At 39.1% G+C, this 21,599-nt stretch carries 21 protein-coding genes; 14 read left to right on the top strand and 7 right to left on the bottom strand.

What is annotated here, in order from left to right; genetic code table 11:
- The first annotated feature begins 66 nt into the window (after positions 1–66).
- Positions 67–1,122, top strand: a complete 1,056-nt coding sequence (locus ACFI4Z_RS16670) for a hypothetical protein (protein WP_462671548.1) — start codon at positions 67–69, stop codon at positions 1,120–1,122.
- Between the two features lies 1 nt (position 1,123).
- Here the strand turns inward: ACFI4Z_RS16670 and ACFI4Z_RS16665 are convergent, their stop codons facing one another.
- On the bottom strand, positions 1,124–1,465 hold the full coding sequence (locus ACFI4Z_RS16665; RefSeq protein WP_462671547.1) for a TraR/DksA C4-type zinc finger protein: 342 nt from the start codon (positions 1,463–1,465) through the stop codon (positions 1,124–1,126).
- A 72-nt stretch (positions 1,466–1,537) separates the two neighbouring features.
- The gene (locus tag ACFI4Z_RS16660) at positions 1,538–2,494 is read right to left on the bottom strand and encodes a tRNA-dihydrouridine synthase (protein ID WP_462671546.1); all 957 of its coding nucleotides are present in this window, start codon (positions 2,492–2,494) and stop codon (positions 1,538–1,540) included.
- Between the two features lie 169 nt (positions 2,495–2,663).
- Between ACFI4Z_RS16660 and ACFI4Z_RS16655 the strand changes: the two genes are divergently transcribed.
- The 10 genes from ACFI4Z_RS16655 (at position 2,664) to adk (ending at position 12,318) form a co-directional block, all read left to right on the top strand.
- A complete protein-coding gene (locus ACFI4Z_RS16655; RefSeq protein WP_462671545.1) occupies positions 2,664–3,161 on the top strand; it encodes an HvfA family oxazolone/thioamide-modified RiPP metallophore in 498 nt (165 codons plus the stop codon).
- 180 nt (positions 3,162–3,341) lie between these two features.
- The gene (locus ACFI4Z_RS16650; protein ID WP_462671544.1) at positions 3,342–4,190 is read left to right on the top strand and encodes an HvfB family MNIO-type RiPP peptide maturase; all 849 of its coding nucleotides are present in this window, start codon (positions 3,342–3,344) and stop codon (positions 4,188–4,190) included.
- A 5-nt stretch (positions 4,191–4,195) separates the two neighbouring features.
- On the top strand, positions 4,196–4,957 hold the full coding sequence (locus ACFI4Z_RS16645) for an HvfC family RiPP maturation protein (protein WP_462671543.1): 762 nt from the start codon (positions 4,196–4,198) through the stop codon (positions 4,955–4,957).
- 60 nt (positions 4,958–5,017) lie between these two features.
- Positions 5,018–5,140: a hypothetical protein gene (locus ACFI4Z_RS16640; RefSeq protein WP_462671542.1), complete on the top strand. Its 123-nt coding sequence runs from the start codon at positions 5,018–5,020 to the stop codon at positions 5,138–5,140.
- A gap of 270 nt (positions 5,141–5,410) precedes the next feature.
- Entirely contained in the window at positions 5,411–5,950 is a 540-nt protein-coding gene (gene apt, locus ACFI4Z_RS16635) for an adenine phosphoribosyltransferase (protein WP_462671541.1), read from the top strand.
- Positions 5,951–5,954: 4 nt separating this feature from the next.
- Positions 5,955–8,396 carry a DNA polymerase III subunit gamma/tau gene (gene dnaX / locus ACFI4Z_RS16630; protein WP_462671540.1) on the top strand — a complete coding sequence of 814 codons (2,442 nt, stop codon included), beginning with the start codon at positions 5,955–5,957 and terminating at the stop codon, positions 8,394–8,396.
- 58 nt (positions 8,397–8,454) lie between these two features.
- Positions 8,455–8,781 carry a YbaB/EbfC family nucleoid-associated protein gene (locus ACFI4Z_RS16625; protein ID WP_099297045.1) on the top strand — a complete coding sequence of 109 codons (327 nt, stop codon included), beginning with the start codon at positions 8,455–8,457 and terminating at the stop codon, positions 8,779–8,781.
- 8 nt (positions 8,782–8,789) lie between these two features.
- Positions 8,790–9,398, top strand: a complete 609-nt coding sequence (gene recR / locus ACFI4Z_RS16620; protein ID WP_394193602.1) for a recombination mediator RecR — start codon at positions 8,790–8,792, stop codon at positions 9,396–9,398.
- Positions 9,399–9,582: 184 nt separating this feature from the next.
- The gene (gene htpG / locus ACFI4Z_RS16615) at positions 9,583–11,496 is read left to right on the top strand and encodes a molecular chaperone HtpG (RefSeq protein WP_462671539.1); all 1,914 of its coding nucleotides are present in this window, start codon (positions 9,583–9,585) and stop codon (positions 11,494–11,496) included.
- Positions 11,497–11,673: 177 nt separating this feature from the next.
- Complete coding sequence (gene adk / locus ACFI4Z_RS16610) at positions 11,674–12,318, top strand: adenylate kinase (protein ID WP_462671538.1); 645 nt, start codon at positions 11,674–11,676, stop codon at positions 12,316–12,318.
- A gap of 72 nt (positions 12,319–12,390) precedes the next feature.
- Here adk and tpx read toward each other — a convergent pair whose 3' ends face one another.
- Positions 12,391–12,972, bottom strand: a complete 582-nt coding sequence (tpx, locus tag ACFI4Z_RS16605; RefSeq protein ID WP_462671537.1) for a thiol peroxidase — start codon at positions 12,970–12,972, stop codon at positions 12,391–12,393.
- A gap of 201 nt (positions 12,973–13,173) precedes the next feature.
- Here tpx and ACFI4Z_RS16600 point away from each other — a divergent pair, with 201 nt between their 5' ends.
- Both ACFI4Z_RS16600 and ACFI4Z_RS16595 read left to right on the top strand, forming a co-directional pair.
- On the top strand, positions 13,174–14,178 hold the full coding sequence (locus ACFI4Z_RS16600; protein WP_462671536.1) for a response regulator: 1,005 nt from the start codon (positions 13,174–13,176) through the stop codon (positions 14,176–14,178).
- A gap of 4 nt (positions 14,179–14,182) precedes the next feature.
- Positions 14,183–15,178 carry a sensor domain-containing diguanylate cyclase gene (locus ACFI4Z_RS16595; protein ID WP_462671535.1) on the top strand — a complete coding sequence of 332 codons (996 nt, stop codon included), beginning with the start codon at positions 14,183–14,185 and terminating at the stop codon, positions 15,176–15,178.
- 37 nt (positions 15,179–15,215) lie between these two features.
- Here ACFI4Z_RS16595 and ACFI4Z_RS16590 read toward each other — a convergent pair whose 3' ends face one another.
- The 4 genes from ACFI4Z_RS16590 to ACFI4Z_RS16575 form a co-directional block, all read right to left on the bottom strand.
- Entirely contained in the window at positions 15,216–16,730 is a 1,515-nt protein-coding gene (locus ACFI4Z_RS16590) for a SpoVR family protein (protein WP_462671534.1), read from the bottom strand.
- Between the two features lie 21 nt (positions 16,731–16,751).
- A complete protein-coding gene (locus ACFI4Z_RS16585) occupies positions 16,752–18,035 on the bottom strand; it encodes a YeaH/YhbH family protein (RefSeq protein WP_462671533.1) in 1,284 nt (427 codons plus the stop codon).
- A 32-nt stretch (positions 18,036–18,067) separates the two neighbouring features.
- Positions 18,068–19,990 carry a PrkA family serine protein kinase gene (locus tag ACFI4Z_RS16580; protein ID WP_462671532.1) on the bottom strand — a complete coding sequence of 641 codons (1,923 nt, stop codon included), beginning with the start codon at positions 19,988–19,990 and terminating at the stop codon, positions 18,068–18,070.
- Between the two features lie 412 nt (positions 19,991–20,402).
- Positions 20,403–20,984 (bottom strand): superoxide dismutase, encoded by a 582-nt coding sequence (locus ACFI4Z_RS16575; protein ID WP_058560727.1) that lies wholly within the window; start codon positions 20,982–20,984, stop codon positions 20,403–20,405.
- Positions 20,985–21,259: 275 nt separating this feature from the next.
- Between ACFI4Z_RS16575 and ACFI4Z_RS16570 the strand changes: the two genes are divergently transcribed.
- Positions 21,260–21,598 (top strand): Grx4 family monothiol glutaredoxin, encoded by a 339-nt coding sequence (locus ACFI4Z_RS16570; protein ID WP_099297064.1) that lies wholly within the window; start codon positions 21,260–21,262, stop codon positions 21,596–21,598.
- Position 21,599 lies beyond the last annotated feature (1 nt).

Genomic DNA, 21,599 nt, shown 5'->3' with positions numbered 1-21,599 from the left:
TTCTTTTATTTGAAAATACATAAATTAAATGCTTCTTAGTAAAGAGGCCTCTGTTTGGGTTAAAAAATGATAAAATATATTGGTGTGAGCTTGTTAATGTTACTAACAGGGTGCAGTGAGCCTGTAATCGAGTACTCGGATATAGAGCAGGTTAAGCAACAGTTAAAAGTACAAAATGAGTTTTTACAGCCTTATGATACATCTTTATCGAGTGAAGTTGCATTAGATAGTAAACTACCTTTTTCAGAGTCGTACCTACAAACTCGTCATGAAATTTATAGATCTTTACGTGCTATGGAATTAACACAGCCACAGCAGAAATTAGCCGATTATTTAAGTATTTCAGAGCGATTTCCAGCGCGATATTTTCCGTGGCCTGCACATATCAATGTTGTAGAAAATATGTTGATAAATGACTCTATAACTGATCAGGAAATAGCGCAGTGGATTGGCTTTACTATTAAACAGCTATCATTGGGTTTAGAAAGCAAACTTAAATTAAATAAGATTGAATTAAACAGCCTTAAGTCGCACGTTGCAAAATTAGAGAAGATAAAAGGTATTGATCAAGGTATTTCTGCTGCTTTAATAAATCTGAGCCAATATCTATCTACTTACACACCTCGAGGTAGCGTTGGTTTACATGGATTGCCTAATGGTGCGTCTTGGTATCAAAGCAAGTTGAACTATTTTGCACAAAAAACAGATGCTCCATTATCCTGGTTAGCAAAAATTCAAAACAGATCAGAATTTTCCAAGCAACAAATATACACACAAATATTTGATGGCCAGCATAGAGTTTCATTGCTTGAAGAGTGGTTAAGGCTTAACTCGAATGAACTAATTACGGGACTTGATTGGGAGCAAAGTTATTATAATTTACCACTTTCTGCTTCATTACAGATTGAGAAAATGTCTGATTCAGATAAGGCATTTTGGCTTGCGATGATGGAAACTGATTTGGGAATTCATTATCACGCTTGGACCGTGCAACAAGCGAAAGTTAATCTACAAAAACGCGTTCAGTTGTCAGATAAGCAAGCCGCATATGCAGTTGAAAACCTAATTTACTTCCCTGCGTTTAGTTTTGCTTTTGCATCGCTATTAAACAGCAACCCATAATTTAGCCTGGATCACATTTTTTACAGCGTTGGTTAGTAGGATCATCTAGCAAACGCTGTGCATCAATTTTCTCCTCGCAATCGCAACAATACCCATATTGACCTATTTCTATTTGGCATACCGCGGCCTCTAACTTTTCTAAGCGTTTGATCAATGCACTGTATTCAGAACCCAATTGCTTATCTGTGAGCTCTAACCATCTTTCAGGGTTATTCGATTCAAGGGTATGTAATAAGCAATGATGGCTAAGGCTGTTCGATTGCGCTAAAGCAGTTAATAATGACTTACGCTGTGAAGTAAGTTCACTGTTTAAGCGTGCCAAAGTATGTTGTGATTGATTCATAACTTATTTCCTCATTGTACAATGATGGTATTATCCATAATTTAATCGAGGTTAATAATGATGTGTATCAATTTAGGGCGCGATTGCATATTTGTTTAACACCAAAGAAACATCTTCTTTTGTTTTTAAGCGTCGGATTTCGTCAAACAATGTGCTTGCTTGTTTGTATTCACGTTTTAAATAGCCAAGCCATTGTTTTGTTCTTGATGCAAAGTATTTTTCATCTTTACTTGGATCATGGTGCATGGAAGAATGAATAATATGATATAAAATGTTTTCCCACTTAAGACCATCATATTGCTGGCCGTTAAAATGCGCTTTTATTTTTTTTGCCAAATCAGGGTGTGATAATGCACCGCGTCCTAGCATAAGATCAGTGCACATACTGCGTTGTTGGCACAATATAGCATCCGACACTTGCCATATTTCACCATTGGCTACAACTTCAATAGATTTACCTTTAATTAAAGGTGGTATTTTTTCCCAATAAGCCGGTGGGTTATAGCCATCCCTTTTAGTGCGCGCGTGGATTGCAATACTATTAGCCCCAGCGCTTACGACAGCATCTACAATTTCTTGGCTGTTACTATCATCGTCAAAGCCCAAACGAATTTTGGCGCTTACTTGGTGCTGAATGGGTACTGCATCACGAACGGCTCTAATTATTTCATACATGTGTTCGGGATCTTTCAAAAGCACGGCTCCGCCTTTGCTTTTATTGACTGTTTTAGCAGGGCAGCCAAAGTTTAAATCGACACCATGAGACCCTAATTCGACAACTTTAGCCGCATTTTCCGCCAGAGCGCCAGCAACTTGACCTAATAGCTGGATACGCACAGGTGTACCTGCGCGTGTATAGCCATTATTATTAAGCTCAGGACAGTAGCGATGAAAAACTTTATCCGGTAATCGTGCATCAACTACACGTATAAACTCTGTCACACACAAGTCAAAGCCACCAATATCGGTTAATAATTGGCGCATTTTAAAATCCACAACGCCTTCCATTGGTGCTAAAACTAATTTCATTAATGTTACATACCTATAAAAAATGGGAAACGTAGTCTACCTGTTCCTCTGTGATTGATAAATCAATATCGGTTAATGAAAAAAAATAATATTATTGTTAAATTATGAAAGTTTTTCCTAAATAGTGGGTCTATTAAGTATACCCGTTGAAGATAGAGTGAATAATATTATGAATACAGCAAAAAAAAATACAGTTGCGTTAGCATTAGGTGCGGTAGTTATCAGCAGTGCAAGCTTAGTGACAACAACTGCTCAAGCCAATCCGTTTGAGTTTCAAGAATTAGTAACAGGTTACCAGGTAGACGCGACAGAAGGTAAGTGTGGTGAAGGCAAATGTGGTGGCCATGCAAAATCAAAAGACGCTAAAGCTAAAGCTGAAGGAAAGTGTGGCGAGGGTAAGTGCGGTGGCCATGCAAAATCAAAAGACGCTAAAATGAAAGCTGAAGGAAAATGCGGCGAGGGCAAATGCGGTGGCCATGCAAAATCAAAAGACGCTAAAATGAAAGCTGAAGGAAAGTGTGGCGAGGGTAAGTGCGGTGGCCATGCGAAATCAAAAGACGCTAAAATGAAAGCCGAAGGCAAATGCGGCGAAGGCAAATGCGGTGGTCATGCAAAAGCGAATAAAGAAGGTAAATGTGGCGAAGGTAAGTGTGGTGGTAACCACTAAATTGCTAATTAATATTGAGAATCAATAGACTTGCTGGCCTATTGATTCTAGCCCATCTTAATTCTATGCACTTGATGTTAATACGGCTTTTCTGTGTTGCAGAAGAAATATGCCATTGCATAGTCCAGTATTCATGCTTTAATCCTTGTTATAGTTTGCTTGGGCATATTAGGAATGTATATGAATTTTAATAAGAATGAATTTGGCATGGTTGGTTTAGGGTTACGCCGAGAAATGCTAGATGAATTACTTAGTGAAGTACCTACCCAAATTGATTTTTTTGAAGTTGCGCCAGAGAATTGGCTCAAATTAGGTGGTCGTTACAAAAAACAGTTTAAGTCGCTAACAAACGACCATAATTTTGTATGCCATGGTTTGTCTTTATCTATTGGTTCACCTGAGCCACTGGATATTGAATTTATAAAATCATTGAAGGGCTTCTTTAAAGAGCATGATATTAAACGTTACAGCGAACATCTTAGTTATTGCTCTGGTAAAGGTCATATGTATGACTTGATGCCAATTCCGTTTACTGAATCTGCAATCGAGCATGTAGTGCAACGTATTAAGCAAGTTCAAGATATATTAGAGAGACAAATTACGATTGAAAATGTCTCGTATTATGCCGCCCCAGGTCAAGAGTTGACTGAACTTGAATTCACAAAAGAGATTCTTTCACAGGCTGATTGTAAATTATTACTCGATGTTAATAACATTTATGTAAACTCCATAAATCATGGCTACAACGCAGTTGAATTTCTTAAAGGTTTACCGTCTGATAGGGTAGATTACTTTCATATTGCCGGTCATTATAATGAAGCTGAAGACTTAATTGTTGATACTCACGGTGCTGATGTTATTGACCCCGTATGGGAGTTGTTAGATAAAGCTTACGAATTCCATGGTGTTTTTCCAACATTGTTAGAGCGAGATTTTAACATTCCACCAATGAATATTTTAGTAAAAGAATTAGAGAAAATAATTCACTTGCAGAATAAACATGGCTTCATTAACCAAAAGCGAGTTTGACAGGTATGTCTTTTGATACAATCCAATATGCTTTTATGGAACATATTCGTCAACCAGATATAAAGCCACTTCCTCATGGAGTTGAAGATCGCCGAATGGCTATTTACCGCGACTTATTTTTTAATAATATTGAGGGGTTTATTTCATCCGGTTTTCCAGTTTTAAAAACCTTATACTCCTGCGAGGATTGGCAAAAACTGATCAGAAAATTTTTTATTGAGCATGATTGCCAATCACCCTATTTTTTAGACATTACTGCGGAGTTTGTCAATTATCTGGTTAATACTTATGAGCAAGCAATAAACGACCCTGCTTTCATGATTGAGCTTGCGCATTATGAGTGGATAGAATTAGAAGTCTCGATATGTCAACAAGACGAAAATGAACGAAATATTGGCAGTGTAATAACATCAGCACCTTTATTTTTGAGTAGTACGGCACGAAATTTAAGTTATCAATTTGCAGTTCACACTATTAGCGTCGATTATATACCTACTCAACCTGAAGCGACTCCACATTATTTTGTTGTTTATCGAGATCAAGAAGACGAAACTCAGTTTTTAGTAACAAATGCGATGACAGCATTATTGCTTTCACTTATTGAAACAACACCCGGGATTGATTTTAAAAAATTATGTAAATGCGTATTACAGCAAGCCCCTCAATTTAGTGAACAACAAATTCACAATGGAGCTAAGAGCACGCTAATGACGATGGCTGATAAAGGAGTCATTGTGACAAAAAATGGAGAGCAAAACCTTTATTGATAATTTCACATGAATTATCATATGCGCTTTAACACATCGCGCTTAATAAAAGGTAGTACCATGTCGGAAGATAAAGATTTCAAAGACCCGTTTAATTTAATGTATTTCTTAGTTTTTTTAGCTATTTTTGTTGGAATTGGTTGTTTAAATGCCATTTTAGGTTGGATGACTACTTTATCGTAATTTAACTTGTTAAACTAAAGTAAGGCTGTATTTGTTACAGCCTTTTTTATAATTTTAGCCCTCTCCAAATATATTTACTTTGTTGCTTAACTTAAAAGTCCTAAAATAAGACTATTACTGCACCGATTAAGCTACATTCCTATTAAATTGCATGTCTGTTTATAATATAAGGCTCTAACAATCTTTTAATTTCAGCTAAGCTCGCATCTTAGGGTCGCTTGGGTATATAATTACCTGCTTTGTAATATTAACGATATAACAGCTTAAATTATGACAACTCCATCGATTATTAAAGACAGCATCACAACGATAGCCGACTACCCTAAAGCGGGCATTATGTTCCGTGATGTAACAACACTTATGGCTGATCCGGCTGCATTTCAAGAAACTATTAATGCATTTATAGATGCTTATAAAGACCAAGGTTTTACCAAGATTATTGGTACTGAATCACGCGGTTTTATTTTTGGAGCACCGCTTTCCTATGCGTTAGGTATTCCATTTATCCCTGTGCGCAAACCAGGTAAGTTACCACGCGCCGTTATTTCTCAAGATTATCAACTTGAATACGGTGAAGATGTGCTCGAGCTTCATACTGATGCTATTGTCCCAGGCGATAAAGTACTTTTAGTAGATGATTTATTAGCAACGGGTGGAACAATTGAAGCGACTGCTAAGCTTGTTAACAAACTTGGTGGTAATGCAACTGATGCTGCGTTTGTTGTGTCATTGCCAGAGCTTGGTGGTGAGCAACGCATTGAAAAAATGGGTATAAACATCCTTAAATTGGTTGAATTCGAAGGCGAATAATTACATGAGTTACCAAGTCCTAGCGAGAAAATGGCGACCTCAGACCTTTCATGAATTGGTCGGCCAGTCACATGTTAAACAAGCATTAGTTAATGCATTAACACAAAATAGACTGCACCACGCTTATTTATTCACTGGGACCCGCGGGGTGGGCAAAACGACCATTGCACGAATATTTGCTAAAAGCTTAAACTGTGATGAAGGTATTTCTGCCCAACCTTGTGGTCAATGTAGCAGCTGTAAAGATATTGAAGCAGGGCGTTACATTGATTTACTAGAAATCGATGCAGCATCAAGAACCAAAGTAGAAGATACTCGTGAGATTCTTGACAACGTTCAATACGCCCCCACTCGAGGGCGATATAAAGTGTACCTAATTGATGAAGTGCACATGCTTTCAAAGCACAGTTTTAATGCTTTATTAAAAACCTTAGAAGAGCCACCAGAGCACGTTAAATTTTTACTTGCTACAACGGACCCACAAAAACTACCAGTTACCATTTTATCTCGTTGCTTACAGTTTAATCTGAATGCGTTATCACAACCTGAAATTTTGCAGCAACTAGAGTATGTACTAAACGAAGAACAGTTAAGTTTTGATGAGCAGGCATTACACATTATAGCTAAAGCCGCTGATGGTAGTATGAGAGATGCACTTAGTTTAACTGATCAAGCTATTGCACAAACAAATGGCAACATACAGCATCAAGCTGTACAAAGTATGCTGGGTTTGATGGATAATCATTACAGTCAACATATACTCGCTGCGCTACTTGCGCAAGATGGTGTAGGTTTACTGGCTCAAGTAGAGCAAGTTGCATCACAAAACCCACAATATATCTCATTATTAGATGATCTAATCGGTTTAACACATTTAATTCAGCTTACACAACTTGTGCCAGATGCAGCTAAATTAGATGAAGTGAATGCAGAGTTTGTCCGAGAGGTTGCTCTTAGCTGTGAAAGCATGCAAATTCAAATTTATTACCAGTTACTGCTCAATGGTAAAAAAGATTTACAGTGGGCGCCTGAGCCACGACTTGGTTTTGAAATGATAATGTTAAGGCTTCTTGCCTTTGAACCCGCTGGTTATTCTTCAACGCAAGAGTCACCTAGCACAGCGCAACCGATACAAAAAAAATCTGGGCGAGCTAGTGCACTGCGCGATATTATTAATAAAAATAAAACGGTGCGGCAAACCCCTAGTGCTGAGGTTGAACGGCAGATCCAGTCATCAGGCAGTGATGTAAATGCAGCCGATAAAGTGCAGCCTGAAAATGACATTGTATCTGACAATCAAGTCGATCAAAGCAACACCAATGAACAACGTGATGAACTCGCTCAAGCTGTAGATAAAACAGAAGCACCGATAAGTACTGAAAACACCCATAGCGATGGGCATGCTAAGCAGCAAAGTCAAGGTGATGACTTCCAACAACACAGTGACGCTGAACAAACGTTAGCGACACAGTTTGATGACATCATGAGTAGTGCAGTAGAGCAAGGCTTTAATGAGCAAACCCAAACAGCACACATTGAGCCTGAAGCTAATAGCTATAATAGCGAACCTCAAACCTCAATTGCACAACAAGAGTCACAAGCAAAATCAGCCATTGCACGCATTCTACGTGATAGAAACATATCCGGTGCAGGTAAGTTATCTGGTACAAGTATTAATAATACCCAAACCATTGAGCAACAAGTTACACACGCTGACAGAGTCAGCCCTAAACCTGAACCTCAAACGCCATTGCCTGAGTCACAGCCACACCAGGCAGCAGAGCCCAAATCAGCAGCTATCGATGCGCCGCCTTGGTCAAATGATGACGCAGGCCAAACCGTAAAAAAGCCAGTGCTCCCAGAGTCGGGGAGCCAGACACGCTCAAATAATCAAGTCGCAACAAAAAAAGTAGACTTTAAAGATAAACATCAGACAATTACTGAAAATTTGGCGCCAGAGTTATTAGAACAAATTAACCCACAAAAAAAGCCAGAGGTTGTTCAACAAGCGCCGAGCATTCCAGTTCCTGATGACTTTCAAAGTCCAATTAGTGAGATCAGGTTTGCTCATCAACAAGATGAATGGGCTTATTTAATTAAGCGAATGGGGCTCGGTGGCAGAATGCGCCAATTTGCGTTGCATTCTATTTTTACAAAACAAGATAACAATTTACATATCGACGTTGACGAGTCACAAAAGCATTTAGATTCACCGATACTTAGGCAAAAACTTGATGCAGCACTTTCAAGTATTTATGAGCACAACGTAACGCTCAGTATCAATTTTGCGCAGGGTGTAATTGACTCACCCTATTTAATACAGCAGAAAATAGATGTAGGGCGTCATCAACAAGCGATTGATGTGATTAATTCAGATGAAAATATCGTGCAATTTCAGCAGCTATTTTCAGCAATAATAGACGAAAACAGCATCCAGGCATTGTAATTCATTACAATAGCCCTTATCTTCATGACAATTAAAGATTACACAAAGAGAGAGAATTATGTTTAAAGGTGGAATGGGTAACATGATGAAGCAAGCGCAGCAAATGCAAGAGCGCATGCAAAAAGCCCAAGACGAAATCGCTACGATGGAAGTTGTTGGTGAAGCCGGTGCAGGCCTTGTTAAAGTTACTATGCTTGGCAACCACAACGTTCGCCGTGTAGAGCTTGATGAAAGCCTGATGGAAGACGATAAAGACATGATTGAAGACTTACTTGCAGCAGCATGTAATGATGCTGTGCGTCGTGTGGCTGAAGAAACGCAAGAACGCATGGGTAAAGTAACTGGTGGCATGCAATTACCACCAGGTATGAAAATGCCGTTCTAAGGTAAACAATGCAACTTTCACAAAGTTTAAGCCAGCTCATTGAAGCACTGCGATGCCAGCCGGGCATTGGTCCAAAGTCCGCGCAACGCATTGCGTTTCATTTGCTTGAGCGTGACCGCAAAGGCGGCACGCAACTTGGTAATGCTTTAACTAAAGCGATGAGTGCTGTAGGACATTGTCAATCCTGTCGAACATTTGCAGAGCAGCCACAGTGCGAGATTTGTATGAGCCCAAAACGCCAAGACAGTGGCGTTTTGTGTGTGGTTGAATCACCTACAGATGTATTGGCGATTGAGCAAACAGGGCAATATAAAGGTTTATACTTTGTCTTAATGGGGCACTTATCACCCATTGATGGTATTGGTCCAAATGAAATTGGCCTTGATATTTTAGAGAGCAAATTGCGCCAAGGCGGCATTAATGAAGTGATTTTGGCCACCAACCCATCGGTTGAGGGTGAAACTACAGCGCACTTTATTGCACAACTATGCCACCGCCATAAAGTAGAAGCGTCTCGAATTGCACACGGAATACCAGTCGGTGGTGAACTCGATTTACTTGATGGTATGACATTGATGCACGCATTTAGCGGTCGAAAAGCCGTAAGCCAAGACTAATAAATTTATAGCGCGTAAAATTTAAGTAAAGCCTGTGCTTAATAGTTTAAGTACAGGCTTTTTTATTTTCACGTGCTTTTTATCTCTGATCAGAAACCTTTTTTAAAATTCTCCCTTGAAGTTCACTCTGTACGCCCCATATTAAGTGCATAACGCAGACACTTTGCTAATTGGAGATATATAAATGACTGCAGCGCAAAAAGAAACATTAGGCTTTCAAACAGAAGTTAAACAACTATTAAACTTAATGATTCACTCACTTTATTCAAATAAAGAAATATTTTTACGTGAGCTTGTGTCAAATGCCTCAGACGCAGCTGACAAATTACGCTTTTTGGCGCTTTCAAATGGTGACTTATATCAAGGTGACGCGGACTTACGTGTTCGTATCAGTGCAGACAAAGATGCCAAAACCGTGACAATTTCAGATAACGGTATCGGTATGACCCGTGATGAAGTTATTAGCTCATTGGGTACTATTGCAAAATCAGGCACCGCTGAGTTTTTCAAAAACCTAACTGGCGACCAAAGTAAAGATTCACAGTTAATTGGTCAATTTGGTGTTGGTTTCTATTCAGCGTTTATTGTGGCTGACTTGGTGACTGTTCGCACTCGTAAAGCAGGTGAAGAAAAAGGTGTTGAATGGCAATCACAAGGTGAAGGCGAATACACCCTAGAAGAAATTGAAAAAGAAGGTCGTGGTACCGACATTATTCTACATCTTCGTGAAGACGAAGCAGAGTTTGCTGATGATTGGCGCCTGCGTAGTATTGTTACTAAATACTCTGATCACATTTCTACACCAGTACAAATGTATAAAGAAGAAGTACCTGAGTCAGAAGGCCCTGATGGTGAAAAAATACCTGCAGAGCCTGCTCATTGGGAAAGTATTAACCGTGCTACTGCGCTTTGGACTCGTGACAAATCAGAGATATCTGAAGATGAATACAAAGAATTTTACAAGCATGTTAGCCATGACTGGGAAGAACCACTAAGCTGGGGACACAATAAAGTTGAAGGTAAGACTGAGTACACAAGCCTGCTTTATATCCCTAAAAAAGCACCTTTCGATTTATGGAACCGTGAGCGTCAAAGTGGTTTAAAACTCTACGTACAACGTGTGTTTGTAATGGATGACGCTGAGCAGTTTATGCCAAGCTACTTACGCTTTGTGAAAGGTTTACTTGATTCAAACGATTTACCGCTGAATGTATCGCGTGAAATCTTACAAGATAACAAAGTGACGCAAGCTATTCGCAAAGGGTGTACTTCACGTATTTTAAAAATGCTTGAACGCATGGCGAAAAATAAAGCCGATGATTACCAAACATTTTGGAATGAATTTGGCCAAGTAATGAAAGAAGGTCCAGCTGAAGATGCGACCAACAAAGAAGCAATTGCTAAATTATTACGCTTCTCTTCAACGCACACAGACGAAGAAGCTCAAAATGTTTCACTAGAGCAATACATTGAGCGCATGAATGAAGGTCAAGATGCAATTTACTATGTTGTTGCTGACTCGTTCACTGCTGCTAAGAGCTCACCACACTTAGAGATCTTCCGTAAGAAAGGTATTGAAGTATTATTGTTAAGCGACCGTGTTGATGAGTGGATGATGAGCCACTTAACAGAGTTCTCTGAAAAGCCATTAAAGTCAATCACACGTGGTGATCTTGATTTAGGTGATTTGGACGATGAAGAAACCAAAAAAGCACAAGAAGAGTCAGAAAAAGAAGTTGAAGGTTTAGTCGAACGTATTAAAACGACACTGGGTGAGAGCGTTAAAGACGTTCGCTTTACTCACCGCTTAACTGATTCTCCTGCATGTGTGGTTAGCGATGACAATGACATGAGTTCACAAATGCAAAAGCTAATGGAGTCTGTAGGCCAAGCTGCACCAGAAGCAAAACCAATTTTTGAGCTAAACCCAGAGCATCAACTTGTTAAGCATTTAAATGTTGAGCAAGATGAAGATAAGTTCTCTCAGTGGTCTCATGTATTGCTTGACCAAGCATTGCTAGCAGAGCGTGGTACGCTAAAAGACCCTGCAGGTTTTGTGACTCGTTTAAATAAATTGATGCTCGATCTTAGTAAATAATAACATTAGATGTGTCATTGAATAAAAAGGGAGCAAATAGCTCCCTTTCTTGCTAATTGCAGATAAGCAATTAGTATAAGTTGCTTGAGTATCGCAAGCGCTTATGGAAGAATTCAATCTTTAAGATAAATACTACTGTGCTGCTTGTTCAGAACAGTAACAACCGAGGACAATGATATGCGCATTATTCTTTTGGGCGCGCCGGGTGCAGGTAAAGGCACTCAAGCTCAGTTTTTGATGGACAAATACGGTATTCCACAAATTTCTACTGGTGACATGTTACGTGCAGCAATTAAAGAAGGCACGCCACTGGGTTTAGAAGCTAAAAAAGTAATGGATGCAGGTCAGTTAATTTCTGATGGCATCATCATTGGTTTGGTGAAAGAGCGTATCGCTAAAGAAGATTGCGAAAAAGGTTTCTTGTTAGATGGTTTCCCGCGCACAATTCCACAAGCAGATGCAATGAAAGAAAATGGCGTAGTCGTTGATCACGTTATCGAATTTGACGTTGCTGATGAAATCATTGTTGAGCGTATGGGCGGACGTCGTGTTCATCCAGGCTCTGGTCGTGTATATCATGTTGTTTATAATCCACCAAAAGTGGAAGGTAAAGACGACGTAACAGGTGAAGATTTAATTATCCGCGCTGATGATACTGAAGAAACAGTACGCAAACGTTTAGGTATTTACCATGAGCAAACTATGCCGTTGGTGGATTACTACCAAGCAGAAGCAAAAGCGGGTAACACCCAGTACCATAAATTAGACGGTACTCAAGCTGTTGAAGCGGTAAGCCAACAGCTAGGTGAATTATTAGGCTAAAAAGTGCCTAAAGTAAAAAAACCGCCAAATTTTGGCGGTTTTTTTATAACTACGGTTTTAAGAAGTCGTGGCTTAAATTGTTTTCATTGCATCAATGACAGGCGCGTAATTAGGCTCTTTAGATAACTCATCAACTAACTGCTTGTATACAATTTTGTGTTCTTTATCTAACACGAACACTGCGCGTGTAAGCAACCCCATATCTTTAATGATTAACCCATAGTTTTGGCCAAAGTCACGCCAAACAGAGTCAGATAACGTAGTAATCTTGTCGATGTTCTCAGCTTTACAAAATCGTTTTTGGGCGAAAGGCAAGTCCGCGCTTATTGTCAGCATCGCAATATTTGGAAATTGTTCCGCCACTTTTTCATTGAAGTGCTTAGTTTGAATGCTGCATATACCAGTATCTAGGCTTGGTACAACACTAATTAAAACAGCTTTGCCTTGATAGTCTTTTAGGGTAACTGGGGCAAATGAATCATTGACCACTTTAAAATCGGGTGCTTGTTGATTTAACTCAACACCTTGTCCAAGTAAAGTAACAGGTTTTGACTGAGCCGAAACTTTACCTGCATCAAGGGTGTTTTGGGCAATGTCAGCTGCAAAAGTAGTGGAACAAAAGCTACACAAAGCAAAAGTAAGCAATCTAAGCATAAGGTATTTCCTTTAAAATTAACGCAATTGCGTTCAGTGTATTATAATCAACTAACAGGACAAAGAGTTTACTTAAATTTAAAATTGTAAATATTAGTTACATTGATTAACATATTGCACAGATAAACGTTTATTCGCTGACAAATAACAATAAAAGTATGTTGTATGCTAAACAGCGCAACTGCAAAACAGAGAGAAGCTATGTCAACATCGGTATTAATTTGCGACGACTCAAAGTTAGCACGGCGACAATTAGCACGATCGTTACCAGATGATTGGGATATCAAAGTTGAGTTTGCTGAAGATGGTGAGCATTGCATTGAGCAAATAAAAGCTATACAACCAGAAATTCTTTTTTTAGATCTAAATATGCCAAAAATGGATGGCTACGAAGTGTTGCAAGAGATTCAAAATCAATCTCTTTCTGTACTTACTGTTGTTGTGTCTGGTGATATTCAACCAAACGCTCATCAACGGGTTATTGATTTAGGTGCTATTGATTTTATCCAAAAACCCTGTGATGCTCAAAAGCTCGCTGATATTATCGAACATCATGGTATTAAAGATAAAGCCATGCGTGAGCGCTTAGCACATCAACTAGGGGAGCAAGTTGACCCTGATGTGCGGGATATCTATCAGGAGTTAACCAATGTCGCTATGGGCCAAGCGGGGGACTTACTTGCTCGGTTGTTAAATGTTTTTGTCGAGTTACCCATACCAAATGTGAATATTCTAGAGGTTAATGAATTGGATATGGCATTGCGCTCAATTGATGCGAATGCGACTACATCAGGTGTTTGTCAGGGGTTTATCGGTGGTGGTGTATCAGGTGAAGCTTTGTTGTTGTTAAACGATTCAAGTTTCAAAGAAATTGCGTCACTAATGAATTACGAAGGCGAGCTAAATAACAATATTGAACTTGAGCTACTAATGGATATTAGTAATATCTTAATTGGCGCTATTTTAACCGGCCTTTCTCGCCAGCTAGATATGACGTTTAGCCAAGGTCACCCGGTAGTGCTAGGTCAACATTGTGATGTGTCTGATTTAGTGAAGGCGAATAAATCTCGCTGGCAACGCACCCTTGCGATTGAGATCAGTTACGGTATTGAAAACCATAATATAAATTGTGATTTAATGCTGTTATTCACCGAAGATTCAATGAAAACTTTGAAATACAAAGTAGCTTACCTATTAGAAGACTAACATTATGCCAGCAGCTGATTTTAATATGAATGAAATCCATTGGTTAATGGATATGTTTAACACTGTCGATGTCGGCTTGGTAGTGTTAGATCGCGAATATAAAGTGTGTATCTGGAATGGTTTTATGGAAAATCATTCGGGTTTATTGCCAAGTGCTGTAAAAGATAAAGACTTATTCGACCTTTTTCCTTCGATTGATGAGAAATGGTTTCGCAGTAAATCTGAATCAGTATTTGTTTTAAAAAATCGCTCGTTCACCATATGGGAGCAACAACCTTATATATTCCGCTTTAAAAACTACAGGCCTATCACAGGTAAAGCGGATCATATGTATCAAAATGCGACTTTTATTCCACTATCTAATGTAAGAGGTGAAGTAAGCCATATTTGCATCATTATTTATGATGTTACAGATGTAGCTGTGAACAAAAGTGAGCTCGAAGAGCTAAATAGCAAATTAGAGCTAATGAGCCAGACAGATGCTTTAACTAAATTGAACAACCGTGGTCACTGGGAAGATTCTCTCAGAAAAGAGTTTTTAAGGATAAAAAGAAGTGCTGGTAGCAGTTGTTTATTGATGTTTGATATAGACCACTTCAAGAAAATTAATGATCAATACGGACACCGTTGTGGTGATGAGGCATTACGTCATATTGCGGATTTGCTCAGGAAAACATTGCGTGAAACAGATGTAGCGGGTCGATATGGTGGTGAAGAGTTTGCAGTAACACTACTTGATACAGATAAGGCGGGCGCTGAAATATTGGCAGAAAGACTGCGTAGTTTAATTGAAGCTTCTTCGATTTATTTTGATGGAGAACAAATAAAAATGACTATTAGTATTGGTCTTGCCTGTTTCCAACCTGATTTTGAACGCTATGAAAAGTGGATTGAAGCTGCTGATAAAGCGCTATATACGTCCAAAGATAAAGGGCGAAACTGTATTACGGATTACACTGAATTACAGCAGCCTCACGATGAATTAAAAAATGACGCCTAGCGTCATTTTTTTGTCTATACAATCGCTCTTTAATGCTTCATTCAGTACTATGGCGTGAGTCATTCATCGGACATTGACCCAGTGTTGTTATCTCGCCAGAGGGTGACTGTTGTTCTAGCTTTACTTTAAAACCCCACAATCGATATAGGTGCTTAAGAACTTCATCCTGAGATTTCGCCAGCGGTATGTGCTGATGGGGGACATATCGTAGCGTTAGTGAACGATCGCCTCTAATATCTACATCATATACTTGTATGTTTGGTTCATGATTACTTAGGTTATATTGCGCAGATAATGACTCTCGCACTTTATGATAACCGCTGTCATCATGGATCGCACCAATCTCTAAAGTAGGCTCTTTTTCATGGTCAATAATAGTAAATAATTTAAAATCACGAATAAGCTTGGGCGATAAAAACTGGCTGATAAAGCTTTCGTCTTTAAAGTTCTCCATAGCAAAATGCAAAGTATCCAGCCAATTACTACCAGCATATTCAGGAAACCAGCGTTTATCTTCTTCAGTCGGGTTTTCACAGATACGCCTAATGTCCACCATCATATTAAAACCGAGTGCATAAGGGTTAATACCTGAATAATATTTACTATTATAAGGTGGCTGATATACAACATTGGTATGGCTTTGTAAAAACTCTAGCATGAATGAGTCGGTCAGTTTCCCTTCATCATAAAGGTGATTCAAAATAGTGTAATGCCAAAACGTCGCCCAGCCTTCATTCATAACTTGGGTTTGCTTTTGCGGATAAAAATACTGAGATATTTTTCTCACAATACGAATTATTTCACGCTGCCATGATTCTAATAGCGGCGCATTTTTTTCAATAAAATACAGAATATTTTCTTGTGGTTCTGAAGGAAAGTTATGTTCACTTTTTTTCGCTTCCTGATGCTGAACAGGAATAGTACGCCACAGTTCATTGACTTGTGATTGCATGTATTCTTCACGTTCTTGTTGACGCTTCTGTTCTTCAAATAAAGATATTTGCTGCGGGCGCTTATATCTATCAACGCCGTAATTCATTAACGCATGACAAGAATCTATGAGGGTTTCGACTTCATCTATGCCATACTTTTCTTCACAACGAGAGATGTAATTCTTAGCGAATAGCAAGTAATCGATGATTGAGCCCGCGTCAGTCCATGTTTTGAATAAGTAGTTCCCTTTAAAAAAAGAATTGTGTCCGTAACATGCATGGGCCATGACAAGTGCTTGCATTGGTAAGGTGTTTTCTTCCATTAAATAAGCGATACAAGGGTTTGAATTAATCACAATTTCATAAGCAAGACCCATTTGTCCTCGTTTATAATTTTGTTCTGTTTGAATAAACTTCTTTCCATAAGACCAGTGACTATAACCAATAGGCATACCAACACTTGAATAGGCATCCATCATTTGCTCAGCAGTGATAACTTCAATCTGGTTTTGGTAAGTATCTAAGCGGTAATGCTCGGCAACACGGGCAATTTCGTCTTGATATTGTTGCAGTAACTCAAATGTCCAGTCAGGACCATCGCTAATACGTTTATCGGTCATATAAATACCTCTTTGTGAAGTCTATGCTGCACCTTGGTGTTGACGATTCTTTTTAAATAGCTCTCGAAAAATAGGATAAATATCTTCAACACTTTTAATATGTTGTATGGCGAAGTTGTCGTATGTTTGGCAGAGGCTCTGGTATTCTCGCCAAAGACTTTGGTGAGCGCGAGTTGTGATCTCTATATAGGCGTAATAGCGTACTTCGTCGAGCAGCTTATTTTGCAGGATCTGCGAACACTGTGGTGAATCATCGGCCCAGTTATCCCCATCAGATGCTTGTGCGGCATAAATATTCCATTGGGATGCGTTATAGCGCTCTTTAATTATTTCATCCATGAGCTTCAACGCGCTTGAAACAATGGTACCGCCGGTTTCCTGTGAATAAAAAAACTCTTGTTCATCCACTTCTTTTGCTTGCGTATGATGGCGAATATAAACCACCTCTATGTCCTTGTAGCTTCTTGTTAGAAACTGGTATAGCAAGATGTAAAAACGCTTAGCCATATCTTTGGTTGCCTGATCCATTGAACCAGACACATCCATAATGCAAAACATCACTGCTTTGCTGGTGGGGTGGGGCTGTTTTTCATAGTTACGAAAGCGTAAATCATAGTTATCTATAAAGGGCACTGCCTTTATCTGCAGTTCTAATTGTGCTATCTCTTGTTCAAGTAAAGTAATTGCAGCTAAGTCAGGCTCAGCTTCTGCAAGCAAGATTTCGCGCTGAAAATTGAGTTCTTTCAAACGGCGCTTTTTACTTGCACTCATTGCAACACGCCTCGCTAAAGAGCCTTGTAGTGACCTAACAATATCTATGTTACTTGGCATGCCATCACTGCAAAATCCGGCACGGTGAGTTTTCATTTGTACTAGTTTATCAAGCTGATTTTGCTGTAGGTTTGGCAGCTCTAAATCTTCAAACAATAAATCTAAATACTCGTCTTTTGAAATAGAAAAAACAAAATCATCTTCTCCTTCGCCAGAGTCACTTGCTTCACCTTCCCCTGCACCACCGCCGGCTCCTCCCTGTGGGCGCTTTACTTTATCGCCAGTAGAGAATTGATCATTGCCAGGGTGTATTTGCTCTCTGTCACCGCCCTTACCTTGATGAAAAATAGGTTCACTAATATCTCTTTGCGGAATAGAGATACTTTCACCACTGCTGGTATCTGTTACGCTGCGTTTATTTACAGCATCAGATACGGCCTCTTTTATCTGTTTTTTATACCGTCTTATAAAGCGCTGACGGTTCAACGTGCTTTTGTTTTTACCGTTTAGACGACGGTCTATAAAATTCGCCATATTGACCCCCTAAAAATACACCAGTCACTTTACTACTGCGACTTACGAACGCGTAAGTACCACTCTGACAGCAAGCGAACTTGTTTTTGGGTGTAGCCTTTTTCGACCATGCGGTTAACAAAGTCTTCATGCTTTTTCTGATCTTCTGCCGATGTTTTGGCATTAAATGAAATAACAGGTAATAGTTCTTCGGTATTTGAGAACATTTTTTTCTCAATAACTGTCCGAAGTTTCTCATAGCTGGTCCAAAGAGGGTTTTTACCGTTATTGTGAGCGCGAGCACGTAGAACAAAGTTAACTATTTCGTTTCTAAAATCTTTCGGGTTAGAGATCCCCGCAGGTTTTTCAATTTTTTCAAGCTCGGCATTAAGTGCTTCGCGGTTAAATAATTGACCGGTATCAGGGTCGCGGTACTCTTGATCTTGAATCCAAAAATCGGCATAGGTAACGTAGCGGTCGAATATGTTTTGTCCATATTCAGAGTAAGACTCGAGGTAAGCTGTTTGTAACTCTTTGCCGATAAACTCAACGTATTGAGGTATTAAATAGCCTTTCAAATGACTTAAGTAACGCTCCTCTACATCAGCCGAGAATTGCTCTCGCTCGATCTGTTGCTCTAGTACATAGAATAAATGCACGGGGTTAGCTGCAACTTCAAGTGTGTCAAAATTAAATACGCGGGACAGAATTTTAAAGGCGAAACGGGTTGATAGCCCTGTCATTCCTTCGTCCACACCCGCATAGTCACGGTATTCTTGATACGACTTTGCTTTAGGATCAGTGTCTTTTAATGTTTCACCATCATAGACACGCATTTTAGAGTAGATACTTGAATTTTCTGGATCTTTAAGGCGTGATAGGGTGGTAAATTTGGCTAATGTTTCCAACGTACCTGGTGCACAAGGGGCATTATATAGTTCGCTGTGTTCAAGTAATTTATCATAAATTTTAATTTCTTCAGACACACGTAGACAGTAAGGTACTTTTACGATGTAAACACGATCTAGAAACGCTTCATTGTTTTTATTATTTTTAAATGTTTGCCATTCAGACTCATTCGAGTGAGCTAAAATCATACCATTGAAGGGTAGGGCACTGATGCCTTCGGTGCCGTTGTAATTACCTTCTTGGGTTGCTGTTAGTAGAGGGTGTAGCACTTTAATAGGTGCTTTAAACATCTCAACAAACTCCATTAACCCTTGATTCGCAAGACACAATGAGCCCGAATAGGCGTAAGCATCAGGATCGCTTTGGGCAAAATGCTCAAGTTGACGAATATCTACTTTACCAACCAGTGCAGAGATATCTTGATTGTTTTCATCGCCGGGTTCAGTTTTTGCTATAGCAATTTGATTTAAAATTGAAGGGTAGCGCTTCACTACTTTAAACTTGCTTATATCCCCATTAAATTCATGTAGGCGTTTAGTTGCCCATGGCGACATGATTGTTTTTAAGTAGCGCGGTTTGATGCCATATTCTTTTTCTAGTACGCCAGCATCTTCATTAACATCAAATAACGCTAAGGGGTGATCATTAACAGGGGAGCCTTTGATAGAGTAAATAGGGACTTGTTGCATTAAGTATTTTAGTTTCTCTGCAATCGAAGATTTCCCGCCACCAACGGGCCCAAGTAAATAAAGTACTTGCTTACACTCTTCGAGACCTTGCGCAGCATGTTTTAGGTAAGAAACGATTTGCTCTATGGCGTCTTCCATTCCATAAAAGTCATTAAACGCGGGATACCGGGCTACAACACGGTTTGAGAATAGTCTGCTCAGTCGAGCGTCTGTAGACGTATCAATCATTTGTGGTTCACCAATTGCCATTAGTAATCGTTCCGGGGCACTGGCATAGGCAGACTTATCGGTTTTACAAATCTCTAAGAATTCAGCAATGCTGTATTCTTCTTCTTGTGCCGCTTCGTAGCGTGCTTGGTAATGCTCAAAAATACTCATGAAGACCTCCAAAAAACCTGCTTAAACTAGGTGCTGAATGATTTAAAAATAAGCAAAGGTTAATTAAAGCTTAGTCATGAATTTGAATTTTTGTGCAATAAAATTAAAAATTTATCTTAACGCCTTTTTATTTTTTGTGACTTTGTGCATTTATTGTGACTCTAGGTTAGGTAAAAGCTTGCTAAGCCTAAAAACCCTTTTAATAAAAGGAGATCATCGCAGACATAAAATTAAGCGATAAAACTAAAATTACTATTAGTTTTTAGGTTGAACGGTACACTGCGGAGGTTATTTGTGGCAAAGATAAATAGGGTTCGTAGGATAAAAATAATTGCTGTTTGAACAATATGTGATTCAACAAAAAAGGTGCCGAAGCACCTTTTTTATTAGTTAACTTAAATAAGTTACTAAATTATGCGAAGTTTGCGTTCGCGAATTCCCAGTTAACTAGCGACCAAAAACCTTTAAGGTAATCAGGACGCACGTTACGGTAATCGATGTAGTATGCGTGTTCCCATAAGTCAACAGTAAGAACTGGAGTAACACCTGCATCAGTTAATGGTGTTGCAGCGTTAGATGTATTAACGATGTCTAGAGAACCATCGGCTAATTTAACTAACCAAGTCCAGCTTGAACCAAAGTTGTTTACAGCTTTATCATTTAATGCATCTTTAAACGCATCGAATGAGCCCCATTTAGCATTGATCGCATCAGCGATTGCGCCAGTTGGTTCGCCGCCACCGTTTGGAGATAGGCTGTTCCAGTAGAAAGTGTGGTTCCAAATTTGTGCTGCGTTGTTAAACACGCCACCCTCTGAAGAACATACGATCTCTTCAAGTGTTTTGCCTTCAAACTCAGTTCCAGGGATCAAACCATTTAATTTAACAACATAAGTGTTGTGGTGTTTGCCGTGGTGAAACTCTAACGTTTCTTTTGAAATGTGTGGCTCAAGTGCATCAATTGCATACGGTAGTGACGGTAGTTCAAATGACATTTTTATCTCCATCTTCTTTTGGTTGATAGTCCGTTTGGTAATACGTAATGCCTGCTCGAACAGACCACTTATCTATACCAAACAGAATTATAGTGTTACTATAATTGTTGAGTATTTTACTCAAGTTTTAGCAAACAGCAATGCAAAACAGCAATGCAAATGCAAGACTATTTCGATTGCGGCTTTATTTGCCCATTTTAAGATACATATATGAGGCTTAATGAAAATTTTTCAAGCCATAAATATGTTCAGCTATCGTCACTTTGAGGTTGTAGATGGAAACCATTGATAAAATTAAACAGCAGATTTCAGAAAATCCAATTATTCTTTATATGAAAGGCTCACCTAAATTACCAAATTGTGGTTTTTCTTCACAGGCGTCTCAAGCTCTAATGTCTTGTGGCGAACCGTTTGCGTATGTTGATATTTTACTAAATCCAGATATCCGTGCTGAACTTCCGGCTTATGCAAACTGGCCAACATTCCCACAGCTATGGATTGAAGGTGAATTAATCGGTGGTTGCGATATCATCATCGAAATGTTCCAGCGTGGTGAGTTACAACCATTAATTACTGAAACGGCAGCAAAGTTCAAAGAAGCTGACGCTGAGTAAT

It is taken from the genome of Pseudoalteromonas sp. RWi3 (assembly GCF_054960735.1).
This window is presented reverse-complemented; position numbering and strand designations above follow the sequence as displayed.

What these genes read in the sequence shown, in the direction of transcription:
- ACFI4Z_RS16670 (WP_462671548.1), top strand. Translation starts at nt 67, where the DNA reads ATGATAAAATATATTGGTGTGAGCTTGTTAATGTTACTAACAGGGTGC.
- ACFI4Z_RS16665 (WP_462671547.1), bottom strand. Translation starts at nt 1,465, where the DNA reads ATGAATCAATCACAACATACTTTGGCACGCTTAAACAGTGAACTTACT.
- ACFI4Z_RS16660 (WP_462671546.1), bottom strand. Translation starts at nt 2,494, where the DNA reads ATGAAATTAGTTTTAGCACCAATGGAAGGCGTTGTGGATTTTAAAATG.
- ACFI4Z_RS16655 (WP_462671545.1), top strand. Translation starts at nt 2,664, where the DNA reads ATGAATACAGCAAAAAAAAATACAGTTGCGTTAGCATTAGGTGCGGTA.
- ACFI4Z_RS16650 (WP_462671544.1), top strand. Translation starts at nt 3,342, where the DNA reads ATGAATTTTAATAAGAATGAATTTGGCATGGTTGGTTTAGGGTTACGC.
- ACFI4Z_RS16645 (WP_462671543.1), top strand. Translation starts at nt 4,196, where the DNA reads ATGTCTTTTGATACAATCCAATATGCTTTTATGGAACATATTCGTCAA.
- ACFI4Z_RS16640 (WP_462671542.1), top strand. Translation starts at nt 5,018, where the DNA reads ATGTCGGAAGATAAAGATTTCAAAGACCCGTTTAATTTAATGTATTTC.
- apt (WP_462671541.1), top strand. Translation starts at nt 5,411, where the DNA reads ATGACAACTCCATCGATTATTAAAGACAGCATCACAACGATAGCCGAC.
- dnaX (WP_462671540.1), top strand. Translation starts at nt 5,955, where the DNA reads ATGAGTTACCAAGTCCTAGCGAGAAAATGGCGACCTCAGACCTTTCAT.
- ACFI4Z_RS16625 (WP_099297045.1), top strand. Translation starts at nt 8,455, where the DNA reads ATGTTTAAAGGTGGAATGGGTAACATGATGAAGCAAGCGCAGCAAATG.
- recR (WP_394193602.1), top strand. Translation starts at nt 8,790, where the DNA reads ATGCAACTTTCACAAAGTTTAAGCCAGCTCATTGAAGCACTGCGATGC.
- htpG (WP_462671539.1), top strand. Translation starts at nt 9,583, where the DNA reads ATGACTGCAGCGCAAAAAGAAACATTAGGCTTTCAAACAGAAGTTAAA.
- adk (WP_462671538.1), top strand. Translation starts at nt 11,674, where the DNA reads ATGCGCATTATTCTTTTGGGCGCGCCGGGTGCAGGTAAAGGCACTCAA.
- tpx (WP_462671537.1), bottom strand. Translation starts at nt 12,972, where the DNA reads ATGCTTAGATTGCTTACTTTTGCTTTGTGTAGCTTTTGTTCCACTACT.
- ACFI4Z_RS16600 (WP_462671536.1), top strand. Translation starts at nt 13,174, where the DNA reads ATGTCAACATCGGTATTAATTTGCGACGACTCAAAGTTAGCACGGCGA.
- ACFI4Z_RS16595 (WP_462671535.1), top strand. Translation starts at nt 14,183, where the DNA reads ATGCCAGCAGCTGATTTTAATATGAATGAAATCCATTGGTTAATGGAT.
- ACFI4Z_RS16590 (WP_462671534.1), bottom strand. Translation starts at nt 16,730, where the DNA reads ATGACCGATAAACGTATTAGCGATGGTCCTGACTGGACATTTGAGTTA.
- ACFI4Z_RS16585 (WP_462671533.1), bottom strand. Translation starts at nt 18,035, where the DNA reads ATGGCGAATTTTATAGACCGTCGTCTAAACGGTAAAAACAAAAGCACG.
- ACFI4Z_RS16580 (WP_462671532.1), bottom strand. Translation starts at nt 19,990, where the DNA reads ATGAGTATTTTTGAGCATTACCAAGCACGCTACGAAGCGGCACAAGAA.
- ACFI4Z_RS16575 (WP_058560727.1), bottom strand. Translation starts at nt 20,984, where the DNA reads ATGTCATTTGAACTACCGTCACTACCGTATGCAATTGATGCACTTGAG.
- ACFI4Z_RS16570 (WP_099297064.1), top strand. Translation starts at nt 21,260, where the DNA reads ATGGAAACCATTGATAAAATTAAACAGCAGATTTCAGAAAATCCAATT.